A 25,270-nucleotide genomic window follows, 5' to 3' on the forward strand; every position below is an offset into this window, starting at 1 on the left:
ATAATCTAACGAATTAAATTACTAATTTGTAATGACGACATAATTTTTTGGAAGAAAGCATAAATGTTTTTATATTCGGAATTTAATATGAATTTCTAATAATCTCCAAAAAAAAAAGATCCCTCAGAGAGAGATCTTTTTAAAATTGATTTATATCAAGTGTTTCCTTGTTTCCACTGAAATAAATCAATTCCTCCTACACACACACCTAATATCACACCAAAATTCAAAATATGTAATGCTTAATAGACCTCTATCTTAACTGTCACATCTCAAAAATACAAAAAGTACTCAAACATTGCGGTCGAGTACTTTTAAAGTTATCAGAAAAAAGTGTGTGAGGAGTTTCTGATGTATTAAATTTACTCCGTAGGTAATTTAAAAGGCTACAGTATAAATTACTAATTATTTAAATCTTTCAGAAAAATTGGGCGTTGATGAAAAAAAATAATGTAAAAACATAATAAATTCATGAAAAGCATTTACAAAAAAATTATTTTTATTATTTCGGCAATTGCTCTTTTTTCAGTAATAGTAGGTGTTGTCAAATATTCGCTAACTTATATTGAAAATAATCCCGAAAAATACTTACCTACACAAAAGTAAGACAAAAATTAAGTATAAATTCACTTCAAAAAATCTATAAAATGTCTTAAATATGTTCTACATAGACAGCTTGAGTCATGAAAATCAAAAATACTTCAATTCTTAATCAGCATAATATTCATTTAAGTAAATTTAAAAATAAGCATAAATATCAAATACTTGAAAATTACTGGAAGAAAAGAAAGAAAGAATGTGAAAAGAATCTTTCAAAATTTTGCTAACCGATAATTATGAATTTTATTTTTTCTTTTTTATTAGCATCTGTAATGTGGGTACAAGTTCCACAATGGGAAGCTGACTGGTCAAAATGTGCTGTAGATGTTCCCGATTCATCATGTCACTGGTATGTAGCTGCTCCAGATAATACTTTTGGAGAAGGATTTAATTGGGAAAACGCTCCTTGGTTTGATGCTAATGGATTACAGGATGTTGCTAAGATTGAGAAAGAATCTGTAGTAGAAAAACTTCAAAATAACTAAAGTTTCTATTTCATCAATTAACTTTTAAAAGTATTTAAATCTAGTTGCTTAGTGGTTAACTTTTGATTAATTAAAAATTTTTTATGCGTTTCAAAGTAAGTCTCAAAAAAAATGGAAAGGAATTTGATGAAGTTGTTATAGCTAATAATAAAAAAGAGGCTATGGAAGTAGCTTTAAAAAACAATCCAGAAGCACAAGCATTAAACTCTGATTGGACATTTAAGATTTAATTATTTGCGAAGCTTAGGAATCAAAAGAGATGCAACACAAATAACACTAATTGCAGGCCCAGGCGAAAGATTGAAGACTATAGAGAGAATAAATCCCAGAAGTGAGATGCATAATCCAAAAAATGAAGACCTCATCATTGCAATTCTTAAACTATGAGCCTTATTTAGCCCTAACAAAGTTGGCGTAGAAAGAAGAGCAATTACAAGAATCACTCCCACTGCTGACATTGAACTAACAATTACTAATGCCGTTGTAAAACTCAAAGCAAGATTTAATAAAGAAACGTTTATACCACTTGCGGATGCACCTTCTGGATCTAATCCAACATAAACAACCTTTTCATATCCAAAAGTCATTAAAATTATAAATACTAAAAAAGCAATTATTGTTCTAAGTAAATCTCCAAAATTTGCTGTCAATAAATCGCCAAATAATACTGCCTCCAAATCAATCCTTATTCCGAGTAAAGGGATTATAAGGACCCCAAATCCAAGCATTCCAGCGAGAATAGTATTCATAACTGCTTCATAATTTTCACTTTTTCTATTGGTTAAACTTTCCGCAATTACCGAGCCTAAAAGACCACTTATAACACCACCAATTGAAGGGTGAATTCCAAGCGCTAATGCGAGAGCAAGTCCAGGCAACACGCAATGAGAGATTAAATTAACTTGTAATAATCTCTTATGGGTGATTAATACAGTTCCCATCGCTGGGCATAAGATCCCAGAAAATATAGTTATTATTAATGGAACCAACCACCAGTTGTTATTAATAAAAGACATTATTCGAAAGATTCGGTATGATCAAAAATACGAGGCAAAAAAAGATTTTGGAAGCAATGGTAACTAAGTCTGACATTACCAAAAGACAAGAACAACTTCTTGAAGAACTTAATAAATGCGAGGATGAACTGAGCGGTCAAGAGTTGCATAGACAATTGATTGAAAGCGGAAAAGCTATGGGACTGACAACTGTTTACAGGAATCTTCAAGTTCTTATAAAGCATGGTTTAATTCGTTCTAGACATCTCCCAACAGGAGAGGTTCTTTATACTCCCGTAGATAGAGACATTCATCATTTGACCTGCGTTCAATGCGGAGAGACGTCGAAAATGGAAGGTTGTCCTGTTAAAGATATTCATGCCCCTAAAAAAAATCCAAGAAAGTTTCAACTTTTGTTTCATACACTCGAATATTTCGGCCTTTGCCAAAACTGTTATCAAGCTCAAAATTAATAAGGAACATTTTCTAATCACAGAAATTATTTTCCTTTATAGAGCTTATGTTTATCGCATCTAATTTATCTTTTATTTGATCAGGACTACCAACTGCTAAAACACTTTTATCAAGAACGATTACTTGATCGTAGTTATTTAGAGACTCGCCCCAATCATGGCTACTTACTAGCAAAGAAAGTCCCGCATCTGCGAGTTGACGAACAATTTTCAGGAAGTCCTCTTTTGCGGGGGGATCCAATGCCGCACAAGGTTCATCCAGAAGAAATATTTTTGCAGGGGACATAAGAGTTTTTGCTAATAGAGCTCTTTGTTGCTGTCCTCCTGAAAGAGAATCAAGTCTTCTATTAGCCAAATTAGCAATTCCTACTCTTTGCATTGTCGCTTCTAATTCACAACATTTATTAATCCAAGAATTAGGATATTCTAGAAGAGCCTTGATTTGAAAGGGGTTATTACTTCTTGATTTTGAATACTTTATTTGACCAAGAGATACCAATTTTTCAACTGTAATGGGAAACTTCCAATTCATAGAACTTCTTTGAGGCATAAGTGCCACTAGAGCTCTAGATCTATATAAATTTTCACCATCAATTTTTATTTCGCCTTTATCTGGAGTATTTTGTCCTTGCAATATCCTCAAAAGAGTTGATTTTCCGGCACCATTTGGACCTACTAGCGCTGTTAGAGTTCCAGGTTTAATCTCAACCGATACCTTATTTAAAGCTGGCTTACTTTTTTCTGTGTATGCAAATGTTAAATTTTCAGCGACTAAAGTAGCCATTAATTAATCTTCATGAAAAAAGTCACTTTACAAGCTTACCAATAATACAAGCTGCGTATTATTTTCATAACATTTGATACCTTTTCTTGTCAGGTGTAATGAAAATGATTATCATTTTTAAGTATTTAATAATTTTTTTATGTCAATTTTTAAAAGACTTTTATCAAATAAAACATGTTCAAGTAAGTCAATTATTAAAAATTCCGTAATCGCTGGAACGATTATATTTTCTGGTTTTGGGCAGGATGTAATGGCTAAAGGGAAGTCATACGTAGCAGTAGAACCACTAGTTTGTGATTTAGTTAAATCTATTGCTTTACCATCTGACGAAGTTACATGCTTAGTAGATAGAAAACAGGATGTTCATGACTTAAAGATCAATCCAAGACAAGCTCAATTACTAAATAGCGCAGACAAAGTATTCACTCTTGGCAAAGAAATGACTCCAAGTATGAGAAATTGGGAAAGTAAAAAGAATACTATTGTTGTAGGTGTTAGTGCAATAGACGTAGATGATCATTCTGATCATGAAGGTCACGATGACCATTCAGACCATGGCGGACATGACGATCATGCTGAACATTCAGCTAAGGTAGATGATCATTCTGATCATGGAGGTCATGATGATCATGCTGAGGGTGCTTTCGAATGGGCAGGTAAATTCCAGCTTTCTAAGGGTTCATACAAATGGTCATTTGAAAAAGTCGATGGCGAATATGCAGATCCTGCAATGAAGATGGTGATTCTCAAATCTAATGACATAGAAGGGTCTGAAGATTTAGCCAAAGAATTATTAGGATCTAAAGACTCAATAAGCAGAAAAAATGATGGAACTTTGATAGCAAGTAATAAAGCTTTTGTTCTTAACTTTGATCAAAGAAAAGAAAGTACTGTTTTTAACGTGGATATCAAAGAAGATGGTGAATATATATTTTTTACTGAACACATGCCTTTTGAGTTTGAAGCAACTCAACACTTTTTTAAAGACGTTTCAAATAGTGATGTAGAACCAATAGCACAAGTTCCAGACGAAGGAGAGGGGCATCACCATCATGACCATGGAGGTCTAGATCCACATGTATGGCATGATCCACATAACATCATAAAAATGGGAGATCTTATAAGCAAAAGTTTAAAGAAAGATATTTCAGTTTTTAATAGAGGTGACAGAAAACTAATTAATGAAAGATTCGAAAAAGCTGATTCTCTCTTAGAAGGCTTAGATAGTTGGATCGTCGAACAAGTAAGCTCTATTCCTGAGGAAAACAGAGTAATTGTCTCTAAACACAAAGCAATGGAATACTACGGGGATGCATTTGGTTTTGAAACCATTAGTTTACTTGACTTTCTTGGAGACTCCTCAAGCTTAAGGCCAGACAACATAAGTTCTACTTTAAAAATGTTAGATGAAGAGAAAGTTCAGGCGATATTTCCTGAACAAATTCCAGCATCTAAGTTATTAAGGAACTTAAGTAGACAAAGTTCAGTTCCTTTAGCTTCTAATCAAATATTCGTTGATGGATTGATGATGGATGGTAATACGGTTTCAGTAGCCGTTCACAACACTTGTACAATTGTTGATTCATTAGGTGGAAGCTGTGATAAAGAATCTGGCTCCAATCTTGAGTCTGAATGGTATAAACTTTCAGATTAAATTTTTCTAATAAAAACGGTTTTCATTTCTTATTATTACTATTATTAAACTATTGTTTATTTGGTAAAAATCAGTAAATGAGCATCAAAGATAAAGTTCCAGTTACTATTCTCACTGGATTTCTAGGTTCAGGGAAAACTACTTTACTTAATAGAATACTAAGTGAAGAGCACGGGAAAAGAATAGCCGTAATTGAGAATGAATACGGTGAAGTAGGGATAGATCAAGGGCTCGTAATTAATGCCGATGAAGAAGTGTTTGAGATGTCAAACGGGTGCATTTGTTGTACTGTTCGCGGTGATTTGATAAGAGTCCTTGGCAACCTTATGAAAAGAAGAGATAAGTTTGACTATGTTTTAGTAGAAACGACCGGATTAGCAGATCCTGGGCCAGTCGCGCAGACATTTTTCATGGATGAAGAAATTAGTTCTGAATTTACTCTTGATGGAATTGTAACTTTAGTTGATGCTGCTCATATTGATCAGCAGCTAGGAAGAAGTGATGAAAGTTCAGAACAAGTTGCGTTTGCAGATGTTCTTGTCCTTAATAAAACTGATTTAGTCTCTGATGATGCACTAGATACTCTTGAATCGAGATTGAGAGATATGAACCGAATGACTCGAATCATTAGAGCCGAGAATGCCCAAGTACCAATCGAAACAGTCCTAAATCTAAGTGCATTTGATCTAGATCAAATCCTTAAACGCAGACCAACATTTCTTGAACCAGAATATCCTTTTGAATGGACAGGTGTTTACGACCTTGCTGCAGGTAAATATGAATTAATGCTAGAAGAAGGTCCCGATCCAGAAATGTCATTAGTAGCTTTCGCTAATCAAAGTGAGAGTGAAGAAGAACTTAAAGATGGTGCTGAATCCTGCGTAAGACTTTATGCAGAAAAAGCTAAAAGCTTAGAACCTGGTAATATCATTCCATTTGGAGAACATATAAACCTTAAATTGGAGGATAAAGGAAATAAATCATTTATATTAAATATCGAAAAGGGATCAAAGATAGGTTTATATACACAGCACACTGCTGAAGAATTCAATATGAAAATCATTAAAAGTGAAGACAATAATTCAAAAGAGATCCCATTTAATATTGAAAGATTCTGGCAAGCCGAGCACGAGCACGATGATGAAGTAACGTCCATTGCAATTGAACGATTTGGAGATGTTGATCCAGAAAAACTTAATACTTGGTTGGGCAGACTTCTTTCTGAAAAAGGGGTGGATATATTTAGAACTAAAGGTTTCATTAGCTACTCAGGCAACCCACAGAGAATAGTTTTCCAAGGGGTACATATGTTATTTACAGCGCAACCTGATAAGGAATGGGGTAACGAACCTCGTAGAAACCAACTTGTTTTTATAGGTAGAAATTTGGACGAGAAAGAGATGAAAGAAGGTTTTGAAAAATGCCTGATATAGAATCATTTAGCCCAAGAGGCATGTTCCACGAGGGATGGACAGCTGAAGTTAATGATTATGCCATAGTTTGTGGTTGGGCTACTAAAGGAAAGTTATTCATTGTTGGGGATGTAGCAGGAGGTATTTTTGCCTTTGAAGGAGATACTGGGAAAATTATTTGGAAAAAAGAAAATACACACTCTGCTGGTCTATTAGCAATGTCCATTCATCCAGAAGGAGAGATTTTTGCAACTTCCGGTCAAGATGGAAATATTCAAATATATAATTGTCACGAAGGTAAAGTAATTAAAACTCTCGATCTTGGCAAGGCTTGGGTAGAGCATCTTAAGTGGTCAAATGATGGCTTATTTCTTGCAGCAGCTTCTTCAAAAAAAGTATATGTTTTTAATGAAATTGGGGAAGAAAAATGGGTATCAGATGATCATCCAAGCACAGTGAGTGCAATAAAATGGTCAAACAATAATGAGCTAGCTACAGCCTGCTACGGGAGAGTAACATTCTTTGACATAGTAAATAATAAAACGAATCAAAAGCTCGAGTGGCAAGGATCATTAGTCTCAATGGAATTAAGTCCTGATGGTGATATAGTCGCTTGCGGGAGTCAAGACAATTCAGTTCATTTTTGGAGAAGATCAACCGGAATGGATGCTGAAATGACAGGATACCCAGGGAAACCCAGTCACCTTTCTTTTGACGATAGTGGAAAATTACTGGCAACTAGTGGCAGTGAAAGAATTACAGTGTGGAGCTTTATAGGTGACGGTCCCGAGGGGACTATGCCTGGAGAGCTATGGCACCATACCGAACCTATTTCTAGCCTAGCCTTTTCAAATAAAGGCATGCTTGTAGCTTCCGGATCTAGAGATGGTTCTGTTGTCGCAAGTTTTCTAAAAAAAGACGGTAATGGTGACCCAGTTGGGGCTGCATTCGCAGGCGATTTAGTGGGTGCACTTTCGTGGAGACCTGATGATTGTGCACTAGCTGCAGTTAACGCAAAAGGTGTAGTAAATGTTTGGAAATTTAAAGTTCGTACTAATTCTTTTTGAAGGAATTTAAGCAGGAAAATAAAATAATTCAAACTACCAATAGTTAGCTTTTAAATGTCTTTCCATACAGATGACTTCACAGTCATTATCTATACCTTTTGGGTGAATATCGCAATATGAGAGACATTGAAAATATTCGTCTATAGGATTAGATTGATCAGCTTTAATAACTTCTTTCGAATGATTCATAAAAGAGTTCCTCAATTATTTAAAATCAAGATAATCGAATTAAATATCAAAGGAAATAAGCAAAACTTACTAAAAATATCTCAAAAAAATTAACGCGAATGATTACTACTCTCGGACATTTTTAATTAAAAAGCAATGCGTATAAAAACGGATTGTCTTTAGAGAAATATTTTCCTAATTTTATATTGTTGAGTTCTAGGAGGTCTTTCAAAATGATCGATAGCCTGCCTGAAATTTCGGAATAACCCGAACTAATTTAATTAACTGCTCCAATTATTTTTTATTAATGTCTAAGCTTCCTTCTTCTGCATCGTTTAGGTGCCCTTTAAGAAACAAGCTTAATTCTAGAGTTTTTGCCCCAGTTAAAGACAATTAGTTAATTTTGGTGAGAATTAGCTTAAAAGAAGTTAGCGACAAGGATCCATGATTTAGGTGCGTTAATAACTTCAGTAAAAAATATAAGTAAGAGATAAAAGAGGGTTTAAGTAAGCCCTCTTTTTTTTATAAGATGACTTTCTTCTAGTTTTATAGATAATGATTAAAACAATAAAATTTAAAAATGGTTCGATATTATTGCCCATATTGCAATCCTAAATATCAATTTCAAAAACAAACCTCAAAAGGGAATTTGATTTGTGGCTTGTGTGGAGAGGAACTTGTAAAAAAACCATTTATTAGGTTGAACCAGATAATCGCTTTAGTTGCTGCTTCATCATTACTTTTACCGTTGATATATACTTTTATTTTTTTAATTAAAAATCAATTAAATCCTCCTAATAAAAATTATCAAGCAAATGGTACTTTAATGATCATTATCAAAGAAATAATTTCATAAAACAATTTTAAAAATCTCGAATGGTCAACCTCTACATAATGATTTATTTAAACAAGAATTTTTACTCTCAATATTTAGTTGATCATCAATATTTTTTAATTTGTTTTTATTACTTATTACTTTAACTTTTTGCCCACAATGTTCTTTACAACCACCATTAAATAAATTATGTGCATATAAATTGGAACTATTCGTAAGTAATAAAAGAAAAATTATTTTAAAAATTTGAATAAAATAAGACTTCATTTTTATTATGATTTTCTCGGAATTAGTAAATAAATAATATCAGTTAATTCCAGGGAGTGTTTATAAGTCCCCAGATATCAAAGAAGAAAAATAAAACTGCAATAACAACAAGATCCCATGCTCTCTCCCTAAAAGCCCAAGGAGCAATAAAAACTTCTCCAAGTCCATGGAGTGCCGCCCCAATAGGTAAATGATCAAGGACAAGCAAACTGTGAGAGAGAATAAAAAGAAAGCTTGCGAAATATCTAAAAAAAACAAATTGCCAATTACTAGAATTCATACTTTTTTAGATTTTTAAAAAATATACTTCAATGATCAAAATAAAGAAATAGATCGAGTTAGGGGATGTTTTTTTTTGTAGCCATAAATACGAATAAAGATTTGAAGCTAAAGTAAAAGTTATTAAACCATGAAATATATGTTTTCAAGCTATCGTCCAAAAAATAGTTTTGATGAATACTTTAAAGATAACGTCAACTCTGCAAGAGAAATATTAATTCCACTTCTGTCCTCTTTAGATAATATGGGTCTTGAAGAGTTAAACAGGAATCATTCTGCAGCAAAAAAATTATTATTAAGACATGGTGCCACTTTCAGATTAAACGATACTGGTTTAAAAGGTACTGAGAGAATATTACCTTTTGATCCACTGCCAAGAATAATAAGTAAAGATGATTGGGTAACATTAGAAAAAGGCTTAAAACAAAGGCTTGAGGCAATTGATTTATTCCTAGACGATATTTATAATTCTCAAAATATAATTAATGATGGAATAATTCCAAGAGAGTTAATCGAGAGTTCAGAAGGTTGGAGACCTCAAATGATAGGTTTCAAACCTCCATTAAATAAATGGTGTCAAATTTCGGGACTTGATTTAATAAGAGACAGAAAAGGAGATTGGCATATTTTAGAAGATAATTTAAGGTGTCCTTCTGGGGTTGCTTATTTTTTAGAAAATAGATTAGTTATGAAAAATATTTTCCCTAATCTTTTTTCTGGAAGAATAGTAAAACCAATTGATGAATATCCATCATATCTTTTAAAAACCCTTCAAGAACTTGCTGTTTGGACAGACACTCCCAAAATAGTTCTACTAACTCCTGGAATTTTTAATAGTGCATATTTTGAACATAGTTATTTAGCGCAAGAAATGGGCATCCAATTAGTACAGGGTCATGACTTAATTTGTAATGATAATTATGTATATTTAAAAACTACCTCCGGTTTAAAGAGGGTAGATGTCATTTACAGAAGAATTGATGATGATTTTTTAGATCCTCTTAATTTTAGAAAAGATTCCTGCCTTGGTGTTAGCGGATTGCTTGATGTTTTCAAGGCTGGTCATGTTGCTTTAGCAAATGCCCCTGGGACTGGGATAGCAGATGACAAAATGATTTATTCTTTTGTTCCAAAAATGATTAAATATTATCTTGATGAAGAAATTATTATTAAAAATGTAGAAACATATATTTGTCATTACGAAAAGGATCGGGAATACGTTCTAGAAAATTTACCAAAACTTGTTGTTAAGTCTGTCGCTGAAGCTGGTGGATATGGAATGTTAATTGGACCTCACTCAACAAGAAGTGAAATAGAAGAATTTGCTAATAAAATTAGAAAAAATCCTAGAAATTTCGTAGCACAACCAACATTAGAATTATCTACTGTACCATCGTTATGTGATGGAGAACTATATCCATGCCATGTTGATTTAAGACCATATATCTTGAGAGGAAAAGATTCATGGGTTAGTCCTGGCGGGCTTACGAGGGTAGCATTAAAAAAAGGATCATTAGTCGTAAACTCTTCTCAAGGTGGAGGATGCAAAGATACATGGGTTGTAGGTAAATAATATGCTTTTAAGTCGTGTAGCAGAATCTCTTTATTGGATCAATCGTTATTTAGAACGAGCAGAAAATATATCTCGTTTTGTGGAAGTAAGTGAAGCAATGTCATTAGATTGTCCACCAGGAAGTGCAGAGCCTTGGCTCCCGTTAATTGATGCTTCAAGCGACAGAGAATCTTTTGATAAAAGATTCCCAGAAAAAAAGCCTGATGACGTTATAAATTTTTTAATAAGAGATCGTTTAAATCCAAACAGCATAATTTCTTGTATTCAATTAGCTAGAGAAAACGCACGACAAATAAGAGACGTGTTGACAACAGAAATGTGGGAGCAAATTAATATTTTATATTGGAATATGCAAGAAGGAGAAGCAATATGGAATAAGCCAAGACAAGAACAATTAAGTGAAATAAGGAGAGCATGTCAGCTTTTTTATGGAATTACAGATGCGACTTTAAGCAAAGACCTTGCTTGGAGATTTAGCATTCTTGGAAGATTAGTTGAGAGAGCTGATAAAACATCGAGAATTTTAGATGTTAAATATTATTTACTTCTACCCAGCCTAGATGAACTTGGAGGTGTTCTTGATGAGTTGCAATGGATTGCTCTTTTACGTTCCGCTGGAGCTTATCAAATGTTTAGGAAAGCAGAGCAAAATTCTATTAAGCCTGAATCAGTTGCAAGATTCCTTTTACTGGATCCAATTTTTCCGAGATCAATAAGATACTGTCTTGATGGGATAAGCAATACTCTTAAGATGATAGATAACTCTCCATCTCTGGAAAACCCTTCAGAATTAGAATGCATGAGAGGCTTGCTCAAAGCAAAGTGGAGTTATATCAGAATTGAAGATATAATTAATGATGGTTTACATGAGGCAATCGATTCATTGCAAATTGATTTGAATAAATTAAATGATCTCATTCAAGAAAAATACTTTATCAATTAATAAGTTTTTTAATGAGAATTAAATACATTCACAAACTTGAATATAAATATGAAGTACCTGTTCAATTAGGCGAGCATAGATTGTGTATAAAGCCAAGGTCAAATGGCTTCCAAAAACTAAAGAATTTTGAATTAAAAATAACCCCAGAACCAGAAATTATTTATCCATTACTTGCTGCCAGCGGAGAAGAGATTAATAGAATCAGATTCAATGGATTAACAGATAATTTAATTATTGAATCAATTAGCGAAGTTGAAACTATAAAACATCCAAACATTATTGATGGAGTTAAAAATAGAGATTTAACATTACCTTTTTGTAGAAGCATTATTAACAGAGATTTACAGGGAGCATTAGAGGGATGGATGCCTAATGGACAACATGATCCATCTGCCGTAGAACTTGCCCAAGAAGCCTTAGCAGGAAGCATTAATAACGCATTATCATTTACCTACCAGCTAATAGAGATTATTCAAGATCGGGTCAAATATACCAAAAGACATACAGGCCCAGCATGGCCGGCTAGTAGAACACTTAGAGAACGTATAGGTTCATGCAGAGATTTAGCAATGCTGATGGTTGAAGCTTGCAGGTCTATAGGTATCCCAAGCAGGTTTGTAAGTGGTTATCATTTTGAAGATCCGTTACCATCTGAGTTGGATTTACACGCTTGGGCCGAACTATATATTCCAGGTGCTGGTTGGAGAGGTTTTGATCCAAGCGGAAAAGGATTAATAGATGATAGATATTTAACATTGGTATCCTCTTCAAAATCTAATTTAACCTCTGTAATTACAGGAAACTTTATAGGAAAAAATAATTTAGAAAATACTTTATCCTGGGAAATCAAACCTCTTGAAATTAAATAAACACTAAATTTTTAAGCTTTTTAAATAACAAAAAAATATAAATAATAATATGTTTCTTTTTTAGTGTTAATTGATACGTTCTTGGATATATATATCTGTTTTTATTTGTTTAATATTTAAAGAAAATTGAACTCAAGTTTAGAAATTCCAGTTATCAAATCAAACAAATCGAAAATGTTTGAATTGATAAGTTATGAAAAATTTCGCGATACAAAAGATGTAAGATTTTTTGATATTAGTGTTAATGAATCAAACTATAGAGATCTAGTTATTCACAGTGGGCCTGCAGTTAGTCCTCCAGATGATGAAGAATTTAAGAATTGGCAATTTTACATACATCACAATCAAGAAGATAATCTATTAGCTATCTCTGGGGGTAGAACATTTTTTCTTGTCAATTTTGGTTGGGATTACCCTTTTTATAAAGTTAGATTAGAATCTTGCGGATATATTTTAAGGATACCTAGAGGAACTTTTCATAGATCGGTATCTGACGAAAATGGTTCCATCGTTTTAAATCAAGCCATTAGAGATGAAGGCGGTACAGTTGAATCTGAATTCAAGGTTACGAATAGCAAAGATAATAAAAAACTTTTAGATTGTATAACCAATCTAGAACCTAGGTTTAAAATTTATAGTGTTAAATAATTTTAAAAAGGGGTTCCAAATTTATATATCAATTTTAAAAATTATCTAATTGTTATAAAATAATGATATTCGAATTCTATAGTATGAAATTTTTCAGATTTATAAAATATCTTTTATGCATAACTTTTTCTTTCTTAGTTTTATCCTCTCCAGTTTTTGCTGGGGCAAATGTAGCTGTTAAGGGCGAGGGAGATGAAGTTCCAAGTTATGTAAGATCTAATATTACAGGATTTGATTTCCATGGAGAAGATCTTCATTTGTCATCTATAGCTGGAGCAGTGGCAAGAGATGCAGATTTTAGTGACGTTGATTTACATGGGACAACCTTAACCCTATCTGATTTAAAAGGTTCTAATTTAAATGGAATCGACCTGACAGATACTCTTTCTGATCGAGTTAATTTCCAAAAAACAGATCTTAGAAATGCTGTTTTAATAAATATGATCGCATCAGGTAGCAGTTTTGCAGGAGCTCAAATAGAAGGAGCAGATTTTTCTTACGCTATTCTTGACAGCGAAGATCAAAGAAATCTTTGTGAAATTGCTGATGGGATCAATCCAACAACAGGAGTTTCAACCAGAGAAAGTCTTGAGTGTAGTTAGAACAAAAACTATAAGTAAACTTTTTATAAATAAACTTTCTTACCATTATTAAATTTATAAATCCTTTGTTCATCATCTTGAAATATCATTTCACCATTTAATTTGGATTTCTTAAATTTTGAAAGCCTTGCTCTGTGAATATTAGATTTCCTATTAATATTTTCTTCATTATCATAACTCCCAATATAAATATTTATATTAGGGTTTGAAAAGGTTTTTTCTTCCTCTCTTAAAAAAATTCTTTCAATATTTGTTTGCGTGCTTTGAAGTTTATTTTTAAATTTATTTAATTTCAAGTTCTTTGGTTTTTTATATTTAACTTTTTTGTAGACAAAAAAAATAACTCCTAAAATTAGAAAAAATAAAAATATATTCATTAACTATTTAATTTTTATTTTAATATCTACTCCTAAGTTACTTTTAGTAGTTAATATTTCTTTTCTTAAGATTCCATAAGTAAAAATTCTAGATAAAGTTTTCAAAGATTTAAAAACCAAAAAAACAATAAATAAAAAGAAAACAATAATGTTCTCTACAAGAATATTTTTATTTTTATTATCTGGATTGCTCATGTAAGTGTTAATTCAATTCTTTTTCATCATTATTTGCATATGGTCCGAAAAATTCACTAGCGTCTCTTCCCATTACTTTAGCAAGATTTAAACTTTTATCTATATCCCATTTAGATGCCATTCCATAAAGAATACCCGCGGCAAAAGAATCACCACATCCATAAGAATCAACCTTTAATTTTTTGTTTTTATGAGCCTTATATCTTCCTCCTGGGAATATTATGCCTCCCTTCTCTCCCTCAGTTTTAACAGTATATTTCGGTTTTAACGATAATTCAGAAAAAGAAAAAACTTCTCCGGGATCAAGATTACTGCCTATTAATCCATCTAAAAGAACATTTGAATTATTAATTGTATTTAATCCTACCCTTGGTGTTGTACACAGTATTGAAGCTGATCTGGCCATTTTAAAAATCTCTGAATCAGATGCAGTAATAAAAATTCCGTCCATTTTTTTTAAAATGTTCCATTCTAAATTGTCTTTATGAGTTGGAGCTAACCTTTCTCCAATAACTGTTATTGCTCTTTCACCTTGAGAGTCAATTAAACTAAATCCTCTTCTAGTTGGTTTATCACGCCAAGCTACATGCAACTTAATTCCCATATTTGAAAGAATCTTGAAACACTTATCTCCATAATCATCATTACCTAATGACGTAAAAAAATGAATTTGGTTTAAAGTTAAATCAGAAAGTATTTTCGCGATAATAGATCCACCACCAGCTGGATACTCAAGGGACTTTTCAGAATGTGAAATAACTCCGGGTTTTGGTAATTGATCAACCTTTAAAAAATTTATCCACTCAACATGACCAATAACGGCAAAATTTAAATTTCCTTTTTTAAATTTATAGTCTTCAACTTTATTATTCTTGTCAACAATCATAAGCTTTTAAATACTATTATTAAAAGAAATATTTTTGACAAGTGAATTCATTTAACATTTTAAAAGATAATAAACAGATACTATCTTTTCTTTACCTTTTTCTATCAATTTTGGGAGCTGTTCTGCCAATGTTGGCAAATTTCGAATTTGCTAGGGAATATGGAAACAGCTTTGATATAAATAACTTCATTTCTTTAGCGAATGCAAACCCTGCAGCTCAGTCAATTTCTAGAGACTTATTAGTAGGTGCAAGCGCTATTTTTATATGGATAGTAAATGAATCAAAAAAACTAAACATGAAGAATATGTGGGTTGTATACATTGGAACTTTTCTTATAGCCTTCGCATTCTCTGCACCTTTTTTCTTATTTCTTAGAGAGAGAAGAATTATTGAATTAGAAAAGATTAATTAAAATAATCTCTTAAATAGAATTGTAAAGGCAATAAAGCAACAACAAGAAATTGAAAGCCAGATTATTGAAGCATAACCAAATAGATCTAATATGCGTCCTGAAATAAATGGTCCAAAAAAATAACCCATAGCGAAGCATTGTGATAATAGAGCAAGTGCAAAACCTTTTTTATTTGAAGGAGCTATTCTGAAAACGACATCTGTTGATGTTGGAAGAAATGAAGCAGTCCCTAAACTTACTAAAATCAATGCCAAAGAAATTAAATAAAACGCTGGGATATTTAAATAACTAGAAATAAATAATAAAAATGAAGCGAAAGAGAAATTTATTAAACTAAATTTCAAGCCAAATAATCTTTCTTTCTTAGATATCCAAGAACCGACAGGCCATTGTAAAAACAACAATAAAATTAACTGAATAGAAATTATAAGACTAATAATTTCTTTGCTTAATGCATTACGATATACTCCACCTTTAACAAGATCCAGAGGCAAAGTTACTTGTATCAAGGCTAAAGAGGTAGTTATCAATAAAATAGATAAAATTATAATTGTTGAATTTTTATTCCATTTCAATTGTCCCTGATTAATTGGATCTACTAATTTTTTTTGAAAATTTTCTAAGTTTCTTTTTATAGACGAACTTTTTCTAGATATTAAATACGTGATAACTAACATGCAAAATATATCATTTATAAATATTGATTTAGAATACAAAAAATTCGTCATATAACCCCCTAAGAATACCCCTAGAAATATTCCTAAAGCCTCAGAACTTCTAACAAGGGCATAAGCTTTACGTGTTTCGATAGGATGACAAAAATAGGGCACGCCAAACTCGGCAGCAGGCCAATATATTCCTGCAGCAGCCCCAACAAGTGATTGTCCAATTATGTACAAAAAAGTATCTCTTGAAAAAAAGAGGCATAAGCTAGCGGCAATACTTAGTATTGAAGAAGTAATTATCGGAAATTGTATTTTTCCCGTTTTATTAAGATAATTACCTGTAAAGAGTCTTGTTACGGTTCCAATTATTGCTGAAATGGTAAATCCCAGGCCAATATCTGTCGCCGATAATCCTAGGTTATTAAAAATAAGTGATGTTAAATAAATAACACCTCCTGCTCCAAATGCAGCGAAAAATCTTATCTTGGTTATTAACCTCAAATGATAAGGAAATTGAATCCACCAATTTTTGCTAATTTGTAAACTATTTGGACTAATCACTAGTGAAATACATTTTTATAATTTTTTTTAGTTTTTGTGGTTTATTTTTAAATAATGGTTTAAAGGCTGCTGAAAAGATAAATATTAAGTTCGAAGAGATGGAAATCCCTCTTACTATAGAACAATTATCAAAATTAGAAAAATACAAAGATAATTCAACAGAATTAATAGATTGGTTAAAAAAAAATGGTTTTATAAGAGTTTTTGAATTATCAAAATTTTTAGAATTTCCAGTTTTCAAAGAAGAGGGATTAAATAGAGAAATATTAAGAAGTTGGATAGGGCGTAAAATTCTTACAGAATTAAGCAAAAGCATTAAAGTTCCAAATGACAATAATGGAACAGAAATATATAACACTATAGAAAATTTATTAGATCAAAAAAAAGAAGTTTCAACTTTAGACATCATAAAGGCATTACCATCAGAAGAAATTTCACTGGATATTGATAATCTAATTTTAATAATTTCATCTTGGAAAAATGAATTATCAATGCAACAAGAACTTTTGTCCAAATTAAATCAACTTGAAAGAACTAAACAAAATGCCTTTAAAAATACTGAAAAAAAATCAACTAAAGATCTAATAAAAATTGAAAAAAAAATTTATGCTCCTCACCGAGTGAAACCTTTTGAAATTGAAATATGGAAAAGCAATAAAACAAATTTTGATAAAGAATTGATAATATTTATGCCAGGACTTGGAGGCGAAATTAATAATTTCAAATGGATTGGTAACGAATTGGCCAGAAGAGGCTGGCCAATATTATTCATAGATCATAGAGGGAGTAATTTAGAATCATTCATAGAAGTACTCGATGGTAAGGAAACAATACCAGGAAGTGCAGACTTTTACTTATATAGAATTAAAGATTTAGATGCTGTATTGAAAGCTCATGAAAATGGAGAATTTGGTTTACCTAATAATTCTTATATTTTAATGGGGCATTCACTTGGTGCTTTAATAGCACTTTTATATGAAGGCAAGAAACCTACTGATCAACTAGAGGAAAAATGTGATTCGGCATTAAAAGACTTTGCGGTAACAAATTTATCAAAATTACTTCAATGTCAGTTGAGTGAAATACCATTCCCTAAGAAAAACAACTCTAATAAGGCCAGTGCGATTATAGGTTTTAATTCATTTGGAAGTTTAGTATGGCCAAAAGAAAATAGTACAGGCATTAAAGCACCAACTCTTCTAATAGGTGGTACTTATGACCTTATTACACCGTTAATCAATGAACAATTTAGAGTTTTTTATGCTTTAAATAATCCATCAAATAGATTTCTAATTATTGAAGGAGCAAGTCATTTCTCTCCAATAAGAATTAATAAAAGCTATGAAGAAAATAATGATCTCTTCAAAATAAGTGAATCTTTTATTGGTTCAGAGCCAATATTAGTACAAGATTTATCTACTAAATTTATAGTTGAATTTTTAAAAAATATTAAAGACCAAAAGATCCCTAATGTAGTTAAAAACCAAAGAGATTTTGGACTTGATTTCCATCTTTTAGATCTTGAAACGATAAAAGAAATTTCTGAAAATTAGTACTCTATTCGTGGATCTAAATATGCGATTAAAATATCCACGAAGAGATTTAGAGAGACTATAAGCATAGAGGTAAAAATTACAATTCCTTGAACCAAGGTATAGTCTCTTTGAGAAATAGCTTCATGTAATCTTAAAGCTATACCTGGCCATGAAAAAGTCACCTCGAACAACAGTGCACCTCCTGCTAAAGAGGCCATAGTTAAGCCAGAAATAGTGACAATTGGCAGTAGAGCATTAGGCAATGCATGGTTTAAAAATATTTTTTTCCTCGATATTCCTCTACATATAGCAGCATTTACATAATCACTTTTTAATGTCTTATCAAAATTTACTCTTAATGAGCGGCTGAATATACCACTTAATAAAAAGCCAAGGGTAATAGAAGGGAGTGCGAGATGATAAAGACTATCTTTCAAGGCAATAATATTATTTGAAATAATACTATCTAAAACTAGAAAACCTGTAATTTGGGGTTGTTGCTGAAATATCGGAAATCTCCCTCCAATTGGGGAAATGTTAAAAAATACAGAAAATAATAATTGCGCTAACATTGCACCCCAAAAAGGAGGGATCGCATATGTAGCAATTCCTAATATTCTCGCAATATAATCAGTCTTTTTCCCTCTATTTCTTAAGCCAATTAATCCCAATGGGAATCCTATTAGTATGGCACTTAATATTGAAAAGAATCCAAGCTCAAGACTTGCAGGCAATGACTTTATAATAATATTAAAGACCGGCTCTTGGGTACTAAGAGATTGGCCAAAATCTAAGTTCAATATATTTTTAATATATGAAAAATATTGATTTATTAAAGGTTGATTTAGCCCCAATTTATTTCTTAGAAATTCCCTAGAAACCTCATCTGCACCAGATCCAAGTATGGCATCGACAGGATCGCCGGGAGCAACTCTTAATAAAATAAAAACTAATGAAGAAATTATCCATAACATTATCGGTATTAATGAAATTTTTAATAAGGAATAATTTAGGAGTTTATTGAAATTTCTACTCATTAATTAACTCAAGATCACTCAATGAAATTATTCCTGCGCCATTAAAAATAGGTTTTGATATTTTATTTTGTGACCATGCTTTTTGAGAGGAGATCCAAATAGGAATATAAGGTATTGAACTTGCTGCTATTTTTTCAATTTCAACAAGTTTTTCTAATCTTTTAATTCCACTTATTTTTTCACTCTCAAGAAATAAACTTTCCACTTTATTAGATCCCCAAAAACTACCGCTGTAAACTGATTCTCCTTTTTTACATATGCCATCAACTATTTCATTACAACTTAAAAGAGGGGTAAGATAAGCCTCTGGATCTGAATAAGCCCCAGTCCAATCGAGAAGAACTGCCGTATAAATTCCTAAACTTAGATTCTTATAAACTGTTGTAGATTCAACCCCATTGAGTTCAATATCAATACAATCTTTCAAATAATTTTTAATTTCTTCTTGCCATGTTAGAGCAATAAGCTTGTCAGCTGGTACATTCGATCTATAAGTAAGGGGTATTTTAAGAATATTTCCATTGCAATAATTTTCTTTTTGCAATAACTTTCTCGCTTCTAAATAATCATATTTAGGCCACAGTTCTTGATTATCTTTTTTTAATATCGGAGGAATAATTGATCTAGATGGCTTCCTTAATCCATAACTTACTTTCTCACTAATCAATTTTCTATTAAGACTTTTTGCCAAAGCCAGTCTTAAATTAAGATTACTTAAGGGATAAGAACTAGTTTTGAGGCTTATAAAACTTAATTCAGTGAAAGGGCTATTACCTTCATTAAACTGTTTATTTTTGCTTAAATCATTTAAACTTTTTCTCTGACTATCATCAATTGAATTTGATAAAAGCACGTCAATTTGTTTACTTTTTAAAGCCCCAAAAAGAGAGGACGAATTTGAATATCCCACAAAATTAAGACCGTTATTTAAAGGCTTTTCACCCCAATAATTCAAATATGGATCAATTGATTGAACTTCATTAGAAAAACTGGTCAGCACATACTTGCCGGTACCAACAAATTTTTCATTTAGAAACTTATCAGAATATTGTTTGTAAAATGTAGGAGATATTGGAGTTAAATTTACTGATGTGAGTAAACCATTTAAAGAACTTGATGGTTTATTCAAATTTATTATGACTGAATATTCACTTGGCGTTTCTATTGATTTAATCTTATTTCCTAAAATATAGTTCATCGTTCCAATTCTTTTGAATCTATCAAAGGTAAACTTCATAGCATTTGAGTTAAATGGAGTTCCATCGTGAAAAAAAACATTCTTTCTTAAATTGATTGTTATTTGAAGTCTATCCTTTGAAATAACTGGCATCCCCGAGGCCAATTCAGGTATTAATTCTCCGTTAGAATTTAATTCATATAATGTGTCTCCAAGAGAACTGATTAATTGAATTGCTTTAAGAGTATTTGCTCTAGCTGGATCTAAAGATTCAATTTTTCCAGAACTTGCTACTATGATTTTTTTAGATATTCTTTTTGAGCCGCAAGAATTCTGTAAAAAAGAAATTAAAATTATAAATATTGATAAAACAATTTTTTTTTTCATATTTCCTTAGTTCTTAATTATCCTGAAGAATTATTTGAGCAGAAAATTTGTAAGGTTATTTCACTAATTTCTAAAGCAAATGTTTTTTTAGAATTACAAGCAAAAGGCCACTCTCTCACCCAACAAATTTCATTACCTCTATTTAAACCAATTACTTGAAAAGTCTTATTGCTATTTTTAATTTTTACACAAGCACCTTTATATAGGTTTTCAGAAAAAACTAAATTATCTTCATTATTATTATCTAATAGTTTTGAATGAATCATTAAGGTGCTAAAACCAAACACTTACTTTCTTCGGTTTACCAAGCTATAAGGAAATTTGCAAACTATTTTTTTAAATACAACTTAATTGACTTGCAATAATATTGACTTCATTTAGCGAATTTATTTCATCTTTCGATCTCTCAAAATCTCCATTATTCACCTCATGAGTAATAACGACAATTTCAGCTTTGTCCTCACTAGCATCAAGTTGAACAATTGATTCGATTGATACATTATTCTTTCCAAAAATATCTCCAATCTTTCCTATGACACCTGGACTATCAAGACAAATAATTCTAAGGTAATTTTTTTTATTTATTTGTGAAGAATTTATTATATGGCAGTTTCTCCAGAAATCAAAAGATAATAATGGATCGATTGAATTATTATTTTTTACTGAGGCAGCATGCAGATTTAATATATCTGATACTACTGATGCTGCAGTTGGGCCACTCCCTGCACCTGGACCATATAACATTATTTCTCCAAGAGGATCAGCCTCAATCAATAAGGCATTATTAACTCCCTTAACTGTTGACAATGGATGAGATTTTGGAATCAAAGAAGGTCCTACCCAAATATTTAAAGCGAGTGAATCATTACTATTAATTTGTCCCCTTTCGGAGAGCGCTAAAAGTTTTATTTCAAACCCTAATTTATTGGCATATTCGATATCCTTAAGATTAATTTTACTAATGCCCTCAGAATGAATCTCCTCTCTTTTAATTTTCCCTCCAAATGCAAGTTCACTAAGAATTGAAATCTTATCAGCTGCATCATGGCCCTCAACATCTGCAGTTGGATCAAATTCTGCATACCCAAGGCTTTGTGCCAGCTTTAAGGTCTCCTTGTAATCAGCTTTTTCATTTGTCATCTTTGAAAGAATAAAATTTGTTGTGCCATTTATTATCCCAACCATTTTTTTTACGCTATTACTTTTTAATGATCTTTTTAAGGGTTCGATTATAGGAATCCCCCCGCAAACTGCCGCCTCTGACAATATATAAACTCCTTCTTTGGATGCAGTTTTATATATTTCTTCTCCATATCTTGCCATAACTGCTTTATTTGCTGTAACAACAGATTTACCTAATTTTAATGATTTCAGAATAATATCTTTCGCCAAATCAATCCCACCCATTACTTCAACAATTACATCGATAGAGGGGTCATTAATTAATTTAAATGGATCATCAGTTAATAAATTATTATCTAGCTCAATATCCCGTTTTTTGTTGAGATCTTTTACTGCTATTTTTGCAACTTCTATTTCTTTTAGAATTGGATGTGAATCAACTTCAGAATTTAATATTTTATAAATCCCTGAACCTACAGTTCCAAAACCTACAATCCCAATTTTGCATTTTCTCATTTTTTATTTCTTTTAACTTTGAGTTTAATTTTATATTATTAGGCCTACAAAAATTCATTTGCTTGAGACTGCATTTTCAATAAAATGTTTAAAAAACCATTTGATCGTGAAGGAGTTAAGCTTGCTTTCAAACCAGTATCTTCTATAAATTTCTTATCTATTTCAACAACTTCATTTGGTGTTAACTCATTCAATCCACTTATTAGAAAGGCCAACAAACCCTTTGTTATAAGAGCATCAGAGTATCCTTCCCAAAATAATTTACCAGCTTTAATAGTTGCTTTAACAAAAACTTCTGAAACACATCCCTTAACTTTATTTTCTTCAACAAGGATTTCACTATGTGGTTCTTTCAATTTTTTGCCTAACCACAAAATGTATTCATATTTTCTTTTTGGATCTTCTGATTTCTTCAGCTTTTCTACTAATTTTGATAAATTATTGTATTTTTCCTGATTTTCCATTTTAAAAAACTATAAATTAATCACTTTATGAATCTTTTATTATACAAATATTTCTTTTTCTGTGATAAAGCCCGATAAAGGAATATCCCATTCAGCTCTGGTCAATGGAATCGTACTTACACAATTAGAAGTTAATACTCCAATGCATGGAACATTTCTCCAATCATTATCTCTCCTTAATTTATCAAAATAACCACCTCCATAACCTAATCTTGTTAAATTTTTATCAACGGAAAGACATGGTACAAATATCATGCTTATCTGCGAATGACTTAAAGGGGAAGAATTATTGGGACTTAGTATTCCCTCAGAATCTTTGGTAAGAGGTTTTTCGTCCCATGGATAAAATAACAAATCTTTTTCATCTTTACATCTAGGCAAAGCTAAAGTAAATTTTTTCTTGAGACCTCTTATATCAACTTCATTTTTTAGAGGCCAATATATGGCTATGTAACCAATATTTTTATATCCATTAACAATTGAATCAATATATAATCTTACATTCTTTTCTACATTTTCTCTTTGATTAAGAGACATCCCATCTCTTAGTTTTCTAAACGTATCCCTCTCCAATTTCTTATTTTCAAAGATCGTCATATTAAATTTTCAGTTAAAACCATCTTCATTTAGTTTTGTAAGTGCTATAGCCAATGCATCTGCTGAATCATCAGGTTTTGGAGGTTTGTTAAGGTCTAAGTTATACATAACAGCATCAAGAATATCTTTCTTAGATGCCTTTCCAGACCCAGCAATTGTTAATTTTATGTGAGCAGGTGAATACTCACTAACGTGAATTTTTTTTGAGGCCAATACCATCATAATCACGCCTCTAGCCTGCACCACACTAATGGTAGTGCTTGACCTGTAAAAGAAAAATTTTTCTACTGCCGCTGCAGTTGGGTTCCAATGATTTATTAATTCATTAAGATCTTGGAATATCTCATAAAGTCTTTCTTCTTCTTTTTTATCTTTACCTGTCTCAATAACGCCGCAATCTAATAATATCTTTCTTTCATTTTTTATCTCAATTATTCCATAACCAACTCTAGCTAATCCAGGGTCAATCCCAATTATTCTCACTGTTATTAAGCTTCAGCAGACAATTGAAATTTTGAAAGATTTTCTTTTTCATCTAAATCAAATACTTTACAAAAAGCTTGAATAACTCTTTCACCTGAATCAACTTGTTCTAAGGGATCTTTTCTAAGTCTATGTCTTAAAGAACAAGAAATAACCCTTGCTATGTCATCTTCTTGCACTTCAGTTCTGCCCTCAAATGCTGCAATTGCTCTTGCAGACCTATTTGTAACAATATCTCCACGTAAACCATCCACATCTAGTTCTCCGCAAATTGCAGAAATATTCAATCTTAGGTCATCGTCCATTTTAACAGAATTTAATATTTCTTGTGCTTTAATTACTTTTTGTTGAAGTTCATCTTGTTGTTTCTCAACACTCAATGAAAACTCATCAGGATTATCGTCGAAAGAAGTTCTTTGATCAACTACTTGAACTCTTAATTCGGCATCTCTAACAGTCTTAACTTCAACACTCATTCCAAATCTGTCCAATAATTGAGGCCTTAATTCACCTTCTTCTGGATTTCCTGAACCAATAAGGACAAACCTCGCAGGATGTCGGACTGAGACCCCCTCCCTTTCAACTGTATTCCATCCGGAGGCGGCCGAATCTAAAAGTACATCAACTAAATGATCATCAAGTAAATTCACTTCATCAACGTATAGTAAACCCCTATTGGCTTTTGCTAATAGACCGGGTTCGAATGCCTTAACACCTTCGCTCAAAGCCTTCTCTATATCAATGGTTCCACAAAGCCTGTCTTCAGTAGCCCCTAAAGGCAAGTCAACCATAGGTACTTGTTTTTGAATACCCTCTAGATTTTCTCCTTGAGTAATTTTTTCCAAAACTTCTTTACTTTGTAAATCAGGATCGACTAGTGAACTATTATATGGATCGTCTTTAACAACATCGATTGCAGGCAACAAATCAGCTAAGGCTCTGATTGTAGTAGACTTTCCAGTCCCTCTATCACCCATTATCATTACTCCACCAATTCTTGGATCAATAACATTTAACAAGAGAGCCAATTTCATTTCTTCTTGACCAATTACTGCGGTAAAAGGAAAAACTCTTCTTTTCTTTGTTGTAGGCACAGTTTTAGTTTTCTTAAATATTCAAATAATCAATAGATGTTACTTCAGAAAATGTTTTTAGTAAATATCCATATCAAATTAAAACAAGAAGTGAATAGTAATTAATC

32 protein-coding genes are annotated in these 25,270 nt (G+C 31.8%); 15 read left to right on the plus strand and 17 right to left on the minus strand.

Annotated elements, in window-relative coordinates; genetic code table 11:
• Positions 1-471 precede the first annotated feature (471 nt).
• The 3 genes from HA152_RS10060 (at position 472) to HA152_RS05600 (ending at position 1,315) form a co-directional block, all read left to right on the plus strand.
• A complete protein-coding gene (locus HA152_RS10060; protein WP_280634299.1) occupies positions 472-606 on the plus strand; it encodes a hypothetical protein in 135 nt (44 codons plus the stop codon).
• A gap of 230 nt (positions 607-836) precedes the next feature.
• A complete protein-coding gene (locus HA152_RS05595; RefSeq protein WP_011376589.1) occupies positions 837-1,085 on the plus strand; it encodes a hypothetical protein in 249 nt (82 codons plus the stop codon).
• A gap of 83 nt (positions 1,086-1,168) precedes the next feature.
• Positions 1,169-1,315 carry a hypothetical protein gene (locus HA152_RS05600; protein WP_011863089.1) on the plus strand — a complete coding sequence of 49 codons (147 nt, stop codon included), beginning with the start codon at positions 1,169-1,171 and terminating at the stop codon, positions 1,313-1,315.
• On the opposite strand, the gene HA152_RS05605 is transcribed toward HA152_RS05600, so the two are convergent.
• On the minus strand, positions 1,316-2,101 hold the full coding sequence (locus HA152_RS05605; protein WP_209134437.1) for a metal ABC transporter permease: 786 nt from the start codon (positions 2,099-2,101) through the stop codon (positions 1,316-1,318).
• 17 nt (positions 2,102-2,118) lie between these two features.
• Here HA152_RS05605 and HA152_RS05610 point away from each other — a divergent pair, with 17 nt between their 5' ends.
• Positions 2,119-2,553 carry a Fur family transcriptional regulator gene (locus tag HA152_RS05610; protein WP_209134439.1) on the plus strand — a complete coding sequence of 145 codons (435 nt, stop codon included), beginning with the start codon at positions 2,119-2,121 and terminating at the stop codon, positions 2,551-2,553.
• A gap of 13 nt (positions 2,554-2,566) precedes the next feature.
• On the opposite strand, the gene HA152_RS05615 is transcribed toward HA152_RS05610, so the two are convergent.
• Positions 2,567-3,337 carry an ABC transporter ATP-binding protein gene (locus HA152_RS05615; protein WP_032514154.1) on the minus strand — a complete coding sequence of 257 codons (771 nt, stop codon included), beginning with the start codon at positions 3,335-3,337 and terminating at the stop codon, positions 2,567-2,569.
• A 139-nt stretch (positions 3,338-3,476) separates the two neighbouring features.
• Between HA152_RS05615 and HA152_RS05620 the strand changes: the two genes are divergently transcribed.
• The 3 genes from HA152_RS05620 (at position 3,477) to HA152_RS05630 (ending at position 7,470) form a co-directional block, all read left to right on the plus strand.
• Positions 3,477-4,991, plus strand: a complete 1,515-nt coding sequence (locus HA152_RS05620; RefSeq protein WP_209134441.1) for a metal ABC transporter solute-binding protein, Zn/Mn family — start codon at positions 3,477-3,479, stop codon at positions 4,989-4,991.
• 77 nt (positions 4,992-5,068) lie between these two features.
• Complete coding sequence (locus HA152_RS05625; RefSeq protein ID WP_209134443.1) at positions 5,069-6,424, plus strand: CobW family GTP-binding protein; 1,356 nt, start codon at positions 5,069-5,071, stop codon at positions 6,422-6,424.
• On the plus strand, positions 6,412-7,470 hold the full coding sequence (locus tag HA152_RS05630) for a WD40 repeat domain-containing protein (protein ID WP_079337145.1): 1,059 nt from the start codon (positions 6,412-6,414) through the stop codon (positions 7,468-7,470). Before HA152_RS05625 ends, HA152_RS05630 begins: the two co-directional genes overlap by 13 nt.
• Before the next feature lie 33 nt (positions 7,471-7,503).
• On the opposite strand, the gene HA152_RS05635 is transcribed toward HA152_RS05630, so the two are convergent.
• Positions 7,504-7,659 carry a hypothetical protein gene (locus tag HA152_RS05635; protein WP_187151063.1) on the minus strand — a complete coding sequence of 52 codons (156 nt, stop codon included), beginning with the start codon at positions 7,657-7,659 and terminating at the stop codon, positions 7,504-7,506.
• A 559-nt stretch (positions 7,660-8,218) separates the two neighbouring features.
• On the opposite strand from HA152_RS05635, the gene HA152_RS05640 reads away from it, so the two are divergent.
• A complete protein-coding gene (locus HA152_RS05640; protein WP_079323647.1) occupies positions 8,219-8,494 on the plus strand; it encodes a DNA gyrase in 276 nt (91 codons plus the stop codon).
• 24 nt (positions 8,495-8,518) lie between these two features.
• Here the strand turns inward: HA152_RS05640 and HA152_RS05645 are convergent, their stop codons facing one another.
• Positions 8,519-8,740: a hypothetical protein gene (locus HA152_RS05645; protein ID WP_187151064.1), complete on the minus strand. Its 222-nt coding sequence runs from the start codon at positions 8,738-8,740 to the stop codon at positions 8,519-8,521.
• A 43-nt stretch (positions 8,741-8,783) separates the two neighbouring features.
• The gene (locus HA152_RS05650) at positions 8,784-9,020 is read right to left on the minus strand and encodes a hypothetical protein (RefSeq protein WP_025914705.1); all 237 of its coding nucleotides are present in this window, start codon (positions 9,018-9,020) and stop codon (positions 8,784-8,786) included.
• A gap of 129 nt (positions 9,021-9,149) precedes the next feature.
• On the opposite strand from HA152_RS05650, the gene HA152_RS05655 reads away from it, so the two are divergent.
• From HA152_RS05655 to HA152_RS05675, 5 genes are all read left to right on the plus strand, one after another.
• On the plus strand, positions 9,150-10,592 hold the full coding sequence (locus tag HA152_RS05655) for a circularly permuted type 2 ATP-grasp protein (RefSeq protein WP_079334592.1): 1,443 nt from the start codon (positions 9,150-9,152) through the stop codon (positions 10,590-10,592).
• Between the two features lies 1 nt (position 10,593).
• The gene (locus tag HA152_RS05660; RefSeq protein ID WP_079334594.1) at positions 10,594-11,535 is read left to right on the plus strand and encodes an alpha-E domain-containing protein; all 942 of its coding nucleotides are present in this window, start codon (positions 10,594-10,596) and stop codon (positions 11,533-11,535) included.
• A gap of 11 nt (positions 11,536-11,546) precedes the next feature.
• On the plus strand, positions 11,547-12,404 hold the full coding sequence (locus tag HA152_RS05665) for a transglutaminase family protein (RefSeq protein ID WP_079334596.1): 858 nt from the start codon (positions 11,547-11,549) through the stop codon (positions 12,402-12,404).
• 174 nt (positions 12,405-12,578) lie between these two features.
• Positions 12,579-13,052, plus strand: coding sequence for an HNH endonuclease (locus HA152_RS05670; RefSeq protein ID WP_209134680.1), 474 nt, complete (start codon positions 12,579-12,581; stop codon positions 13,050-13,052).
• Between the two features lie 83 nt (positions 13,053-13,135).
• Positions 13,136-13,654, plus strand: a complete 519-nt coding sequence (locus tag HA152_RS05675) for a pentapeptide repeat-containing protein (protein WP_209040135.1) — start codon at positions 13,136-13,138, stop codon at positions 13,652-13,654.
• A 23-nt stretch (positions 13,655-13,677) separates the two neighbouring features.
• On the opposite strand, the gene HA152_RS05680 is transcribed toward HA152_RS05675, so the two are convergent.
• The 3 genes from HA152_RS05680 to HA152_RS05690 are packed head-to-tail and all read right to left on the minus strand — an operon-like array spanning position 13,678 to position 15,112.
• Positions 13,678-14,031, minus strand: a complete 354-nt coding sequence (locus tag HA152_RS05680) for a hypothetical protein (protein WP_209134445.1) — start codon at positions 14,029-14,031, stop codon at positions 13,678-13,680.
• A gap of 3 nt (positions 14,032-14,034) precedes the next feature.
• Positions 14,035-14,226, minus strand: a complete 192-nt coding sequence (locus HA152_RS05685; protein ID WP_209134447.1) for a hypothetical protein — start codon at positions 14,224-14,226, stop codon at positions 14,035-14,037.
• A gap of 7 nt (positions 14,227-14,233) precedes the next feature.
• Positions 14,234-15,112, minus strand: a complete 879-nt coding sequence (locus HA152_RS05690) for a carbohydrate kinase family protein (RefSeq protein ID WP_209134449.1) — start codon at positions 15,110-15,112, stop codon at positions 14,234-14,236.
• A gap of 41 nt (positions 15,113-15,153) precedes the next feature.
• On the opposite strand from HA152_RS05690, the gene HA152_RS05695 reads away from it, so the two are divergent.
• The gene (locus tag HA152_RS05695; protein ID WP_025888552.1) at positions 15,154-15,525 is read left to right on the plus strand and encodes a DUF2834 domain-containing protein; all 372 of its coding nucleotides are present in this window, start codon (positions 15,154-15,156) and stop codon (positions 15,523-15,525) included.
• Here HA152_RS05695 and HA152_RS05700 read toward each other — a convergent pair.
• The gene (locus HA152_RS05700; RefSeq protein WP_209134451.1) at positions 15,522-16,751 is read right to left on the minus strand and encodes an MFS transporter; all 1,230 of its coding nucleotides are present in this window, start codon (positions 16,749-16,751) and stop codon (positions 15,522-15,524) included. The two genes, HA152_RS05695 and HA152_RS05700, sit on opposite strands and share 4 nt — an antisense overlap.
• A gap of 2 nt (positions 16,752-16,753) precedes the next feature.
• On the opposite strand from HA152_RS05700, the gene HA152_RS05705 reads away from it, so the two are divergent.
• Positions 16,754-18,304, plus strand: a complete 1,551-nt coding sequence (locus HA152_RS05705; protein ID WP_209134453.1) for an alpha/beta fold hydrolase — start codon at positions 16,754-16,756, stop codon at positions 18,302-18,304.
• On the opposite strand, the gene HA152_RS05710 is transcribed toward HA152_RS05705, so the two are convergent.
• From HA152_RS05710 to bchI, 8 genes are all read right to left on the minus strand, one after another.
• The gene (locus tag HA152_RS05710) at positions 18,301-19,323 is read right to left on the minus strand and encodes an ABC transporter permease (RefSeq protein ID WP_209134455.1); all 1,023 of its coding nucleotides are present in this window, start codon (positions 19,321-19,323) and stop codon (positions 18,301-18,303) included. The genes HA152_RS05705 and HA152_RS05710 overlap by 4 nt on opposite strands.
• Positions 19,316-20,887, minus strand: coding sequence for an ABC transporter substrate-binding protein (locus tag HA152_RS05715; protein WP_209134457.1), 1,572 nt, complete (start codon positions 20,885-20,887; stop codon positions 19,316-19,318). The genes HA152_RS05710 and HA152_RS05715 overlap by 8 nt, the downstream gene beginning before the upstream one ends.
• Positions 20,888-20,904: 17 nt before the next feature.
• Entirely contained in the window at positions 20,905-21,153 is a 249-nt protein-coding gene (locus HA152_RS05720; protein ID WP_209134459.1) for a hypothetical protein, read from the minus strand.
• Positions 21,154-21,223: 70 nt separating this feature from the next.
• The gene (locus HA152_RS05725) at positions 21,224-22,525 is read right to left on the minus strand and encodes a homoserine dehydrogenase (protein ID WP_209134461.1); all 1,302 of its coding nucleotides are present in this window, start codon (positions 22,523-22,525) and stop codon (positions 21,224-21,226) included.
• Between the two features lie 44 nt (positions 22,526-22,569).
• Positions 22,570-22,989, minus strand: coding sequence for a SufE family protein (locus tag HA152_RS05730; RefSeq protein ID WP_209134463.1), 420 nt, complete (start codon positions 22,987-22,989; stop codon positions 22,570-22,572).
• 39 nt (positions 22,990-23,028) lie between these two features.
• Positions 23,029-23,586, minus strand: coding sequence for a 5-formyltetrahydrofolate cyclo-ligase (locus HA152_RS05735; protein ID WP_209134466.1), 558 nt, complete (start codon positions 23,584-23,586; stop codon positions 23,029-23,031).
• Positions 23,587-23,595: 9 nt separating this feature from the next.
• Positions 23,596-24,069 carry a crossover junction endodeoxyribonuclease RuvC gene (gene ruvC, locus HA152_RS05740; protein WP_209134468.1) on the minus strand — a complete coding sequence of 158 codons (474 nt, stop codon included), beginning with the start codon at positions 24,067-24,069 and terminating at the stop codon, positions 23,596-23,598.
• Positions 24,070-24,074: 5 nt separating this feature from the next.
• Entirely contained in the window at positions 24,075-25,163 is a 1,089-nt protein-coding gene (bchI, locus tag HA152_RS05745; RefSeq protein WP_209134470.1) for a magnesium chelatase ATPase subunit I, read from the minus strand.
• Between the last annotated feature and the right edge of the window lie 107 nt (positions 25,164-25,270).

Source organism: Prochlorococcus marinus XMU1412 (genome assembly GCF_017696315.1).
In the GTDB taxonomy this organism is placed as follows: domain Bacteria; phylum Cyanobacteriota; class Cyanobacteriia; order PCC-6307; family Cyanobiaceae; genus Prochlorococcus_A; species Prochlorococcus_A marinus_AF.

What these genes read in the sequence shown, in the direction of transcription:
- HA152_RS05650 (WP_025914705.1), bottom strand. Translation starts at nt 9,020, where the DNA reads ATGAATTCTAGTAATTGGCAATTTGTTTTTTTTAGATATTTCGCAAGC.
- HA152_RS05600 (WP_011863089.1), top strand. Translation starts at nt 1,169, where the DNA reads ATGCGTTTCAAAGTAAGTCTCAAAAAAAATGGAAAGGAATTTGATGAA.
- HA152_RS05640 (WP_079323647.1), top strand. Translation starts at nt 8,219, where the DNA reads ATGGTTCGATATTATTGCCCATATTGCAATCCTAAATATCAATTTCAA.
- HA152_RS05685 (WP_209134447.1), bottom strand. Translation starts at nt 14,226, where the DNA reads ATGAGCAATCCAGATAATAAAAATAAAAATATTCTTGTAGAGAACATT.
- HA152_RS05665 (WP_079334596.1), top strand. Translation starts at nt 11,547, where the DNA reads ATGAGAATTAAATACATTCACAAACTTGAATATAAATATGAAGTACCT.
- HA152_RS05615 (WP_032514154.1), bottom strand. Translation starts at nt 3,337, where the DNA reads ATGGCTACTTTAGTCGCTGAAAATTTAACATTTGCATACACAGAAAAA.
- HA152_RS05725 (WP_209134461.1), bottom strand. Translation starts at nt 22,525, where the DNA reads ATGAGAAAATGCAAAATTGGGATTGTAGGTTTTGGAACTGTAGGTTCA.
- HA152_RS05610 (WP_209134439.1), top strand. Translation starts at nt 2,119, where the DNA reads ATGATCAAAAATACGAGGCAAAAAAAGATTTTGGAAGCAATGGTAACT.
- HA152_RS10060 (WP_280634299.1), top strand. Translation starts at nt 472, where the DNA reads ATGAAAAGCATTTACAAAAAAATTATTTTTATTATTTCGGCAATTGCT.
- HA152_RS05635 (WP_187151063.1), bottom strand. Translation starts at nt 7,659, where the DNA reads ATGAATCATTCGAAAGAAGTTATTAAAGCTGATCAATCTAATCCTATA.
- HA152_RS05670 (WP_209134680.1), top strand. Translation starts at nt 12,579, where the DNA reads ATGTTTGAATTGATAAGTTATGAAAAATTTCGCGATACAAAAGATGTA.
- HA152_RS05680 (WP_209134445.1), bottom strand. Translation starts at nt 14,031, where the DNA reads ATGAATATATTTTTATTTTTTCTAATTTTAGGAGTTATTTTTTTTGTC.
- HA152_RS05605 (WP_209134437.1), bottom strand. Translation starts at nt 2,101, where the DNA reads ATGTCTTTTATTAATAACAACTGGTGGTTGGTTCCATTAATAATAACT.
- HA152_RS05690 (WP_209134449.1), bottom strand. Translation starts at nt 15,112, where the DNA reads ATGATTGTTGACAAGAATAATAAAGTTGAAGACTATAAATTTAAAAAA.
- HA152_RS05645 (WP_187151064.1), bottom strand. Translation starts at nt 8,740, where the DNA reads ATGAAGTCTTATTTTATTCAAATTTTTAAAATAATTTTTCTTTTATTA.
- HA152_RS05675 (WP_209040135.1), top strand. Translation starts at nt 13,136, where the DNA reads ATGAAATTTTTCAGATTTATAAAATATCTTTTATGCATAACTTTTTCT.
- HA152_RS05630 (WP_079337145.1), top strand. Translation starts at nt 6,412, where the DNA reads ATGCCTGATATAGAATCATTTAGCCCAAGAGGCATGTTCCACGAGGGA.
- HA152_RS05660 (WP_079334594.1), top strand. Translation starts at nt 10,594, where the DNA reads ATGCTTTTAAGTCGTGTAGCAGAATCTCTTTATTGGATCAATCGTTAT.
- HA152_RS05710 (WP_209134455.1), bottom strand. Translation starts at nt 19,323, where the DNA reads ATGAGTAGAAATTTCAATAAACTCCTAAATTATTCCTTATTAAAAATT.
- HA152_RS05720 (WP_209134459.1), bottom strand. Translation starts at nt 21,153, where the DNA reads ATGATTCATTCAAAACTATTAGATAATAATAATGAAGATAATTTAGTT.
- HA152_RS05715 (WP_209134457.1), bottom strand. Translation starts at nt 20,887, where the DNA reads ATGAAAAAAAAAATTGTTTTATCAATATTTATAATTTTAATTTCTTTT.
- HA152_RS05625 (WP_209134443.1), top strand. Translation starts at nt 5,069, where the DNA reads ATGAGCATCAAAGATAAAGTTCCAGTTACTATTCTCACTGGATTTCTA.
- HA152_RS05620 (WP_209134441.1), top strand. Translation starts at nt 3,477, where the DNA reads ATGTCAATTTTTAAAAGACTTTTATCAAATAAAACATGTTCAAGTAAG.
- HA152_RS05595 (WP_011376589.1), top strand. Translation starts at nt 837, where the DNA reads ATGAATTTTATTTTTTCTTTTTTATTAGCATCTGTAATGTGGGTACAA.
- HA152_RS05730 (WP_209134463.1), bottom strand. Translation starts at nt 22,989, where the DNA reads ATGGAAAATCAGGAAAAATACAATAATTTATCAAAATTAGTAGAAAAG.
- HA152_RS05735 (WP_209134466.1), bottom strand. Translation starts at nt 23,586, where the DNA reads ATGACGATCTTTGAAAATAAGAAATTGGAGAGGGATACGTTTAGAAAA.
- HA152_RS05655 (WP_079334592.1), top strand. Translation starts at nt 9,150, where the DNA reads ATGAAATATATGTTTTCAAGCTATCGTCCAAAAAATAGTTTTGATGAA.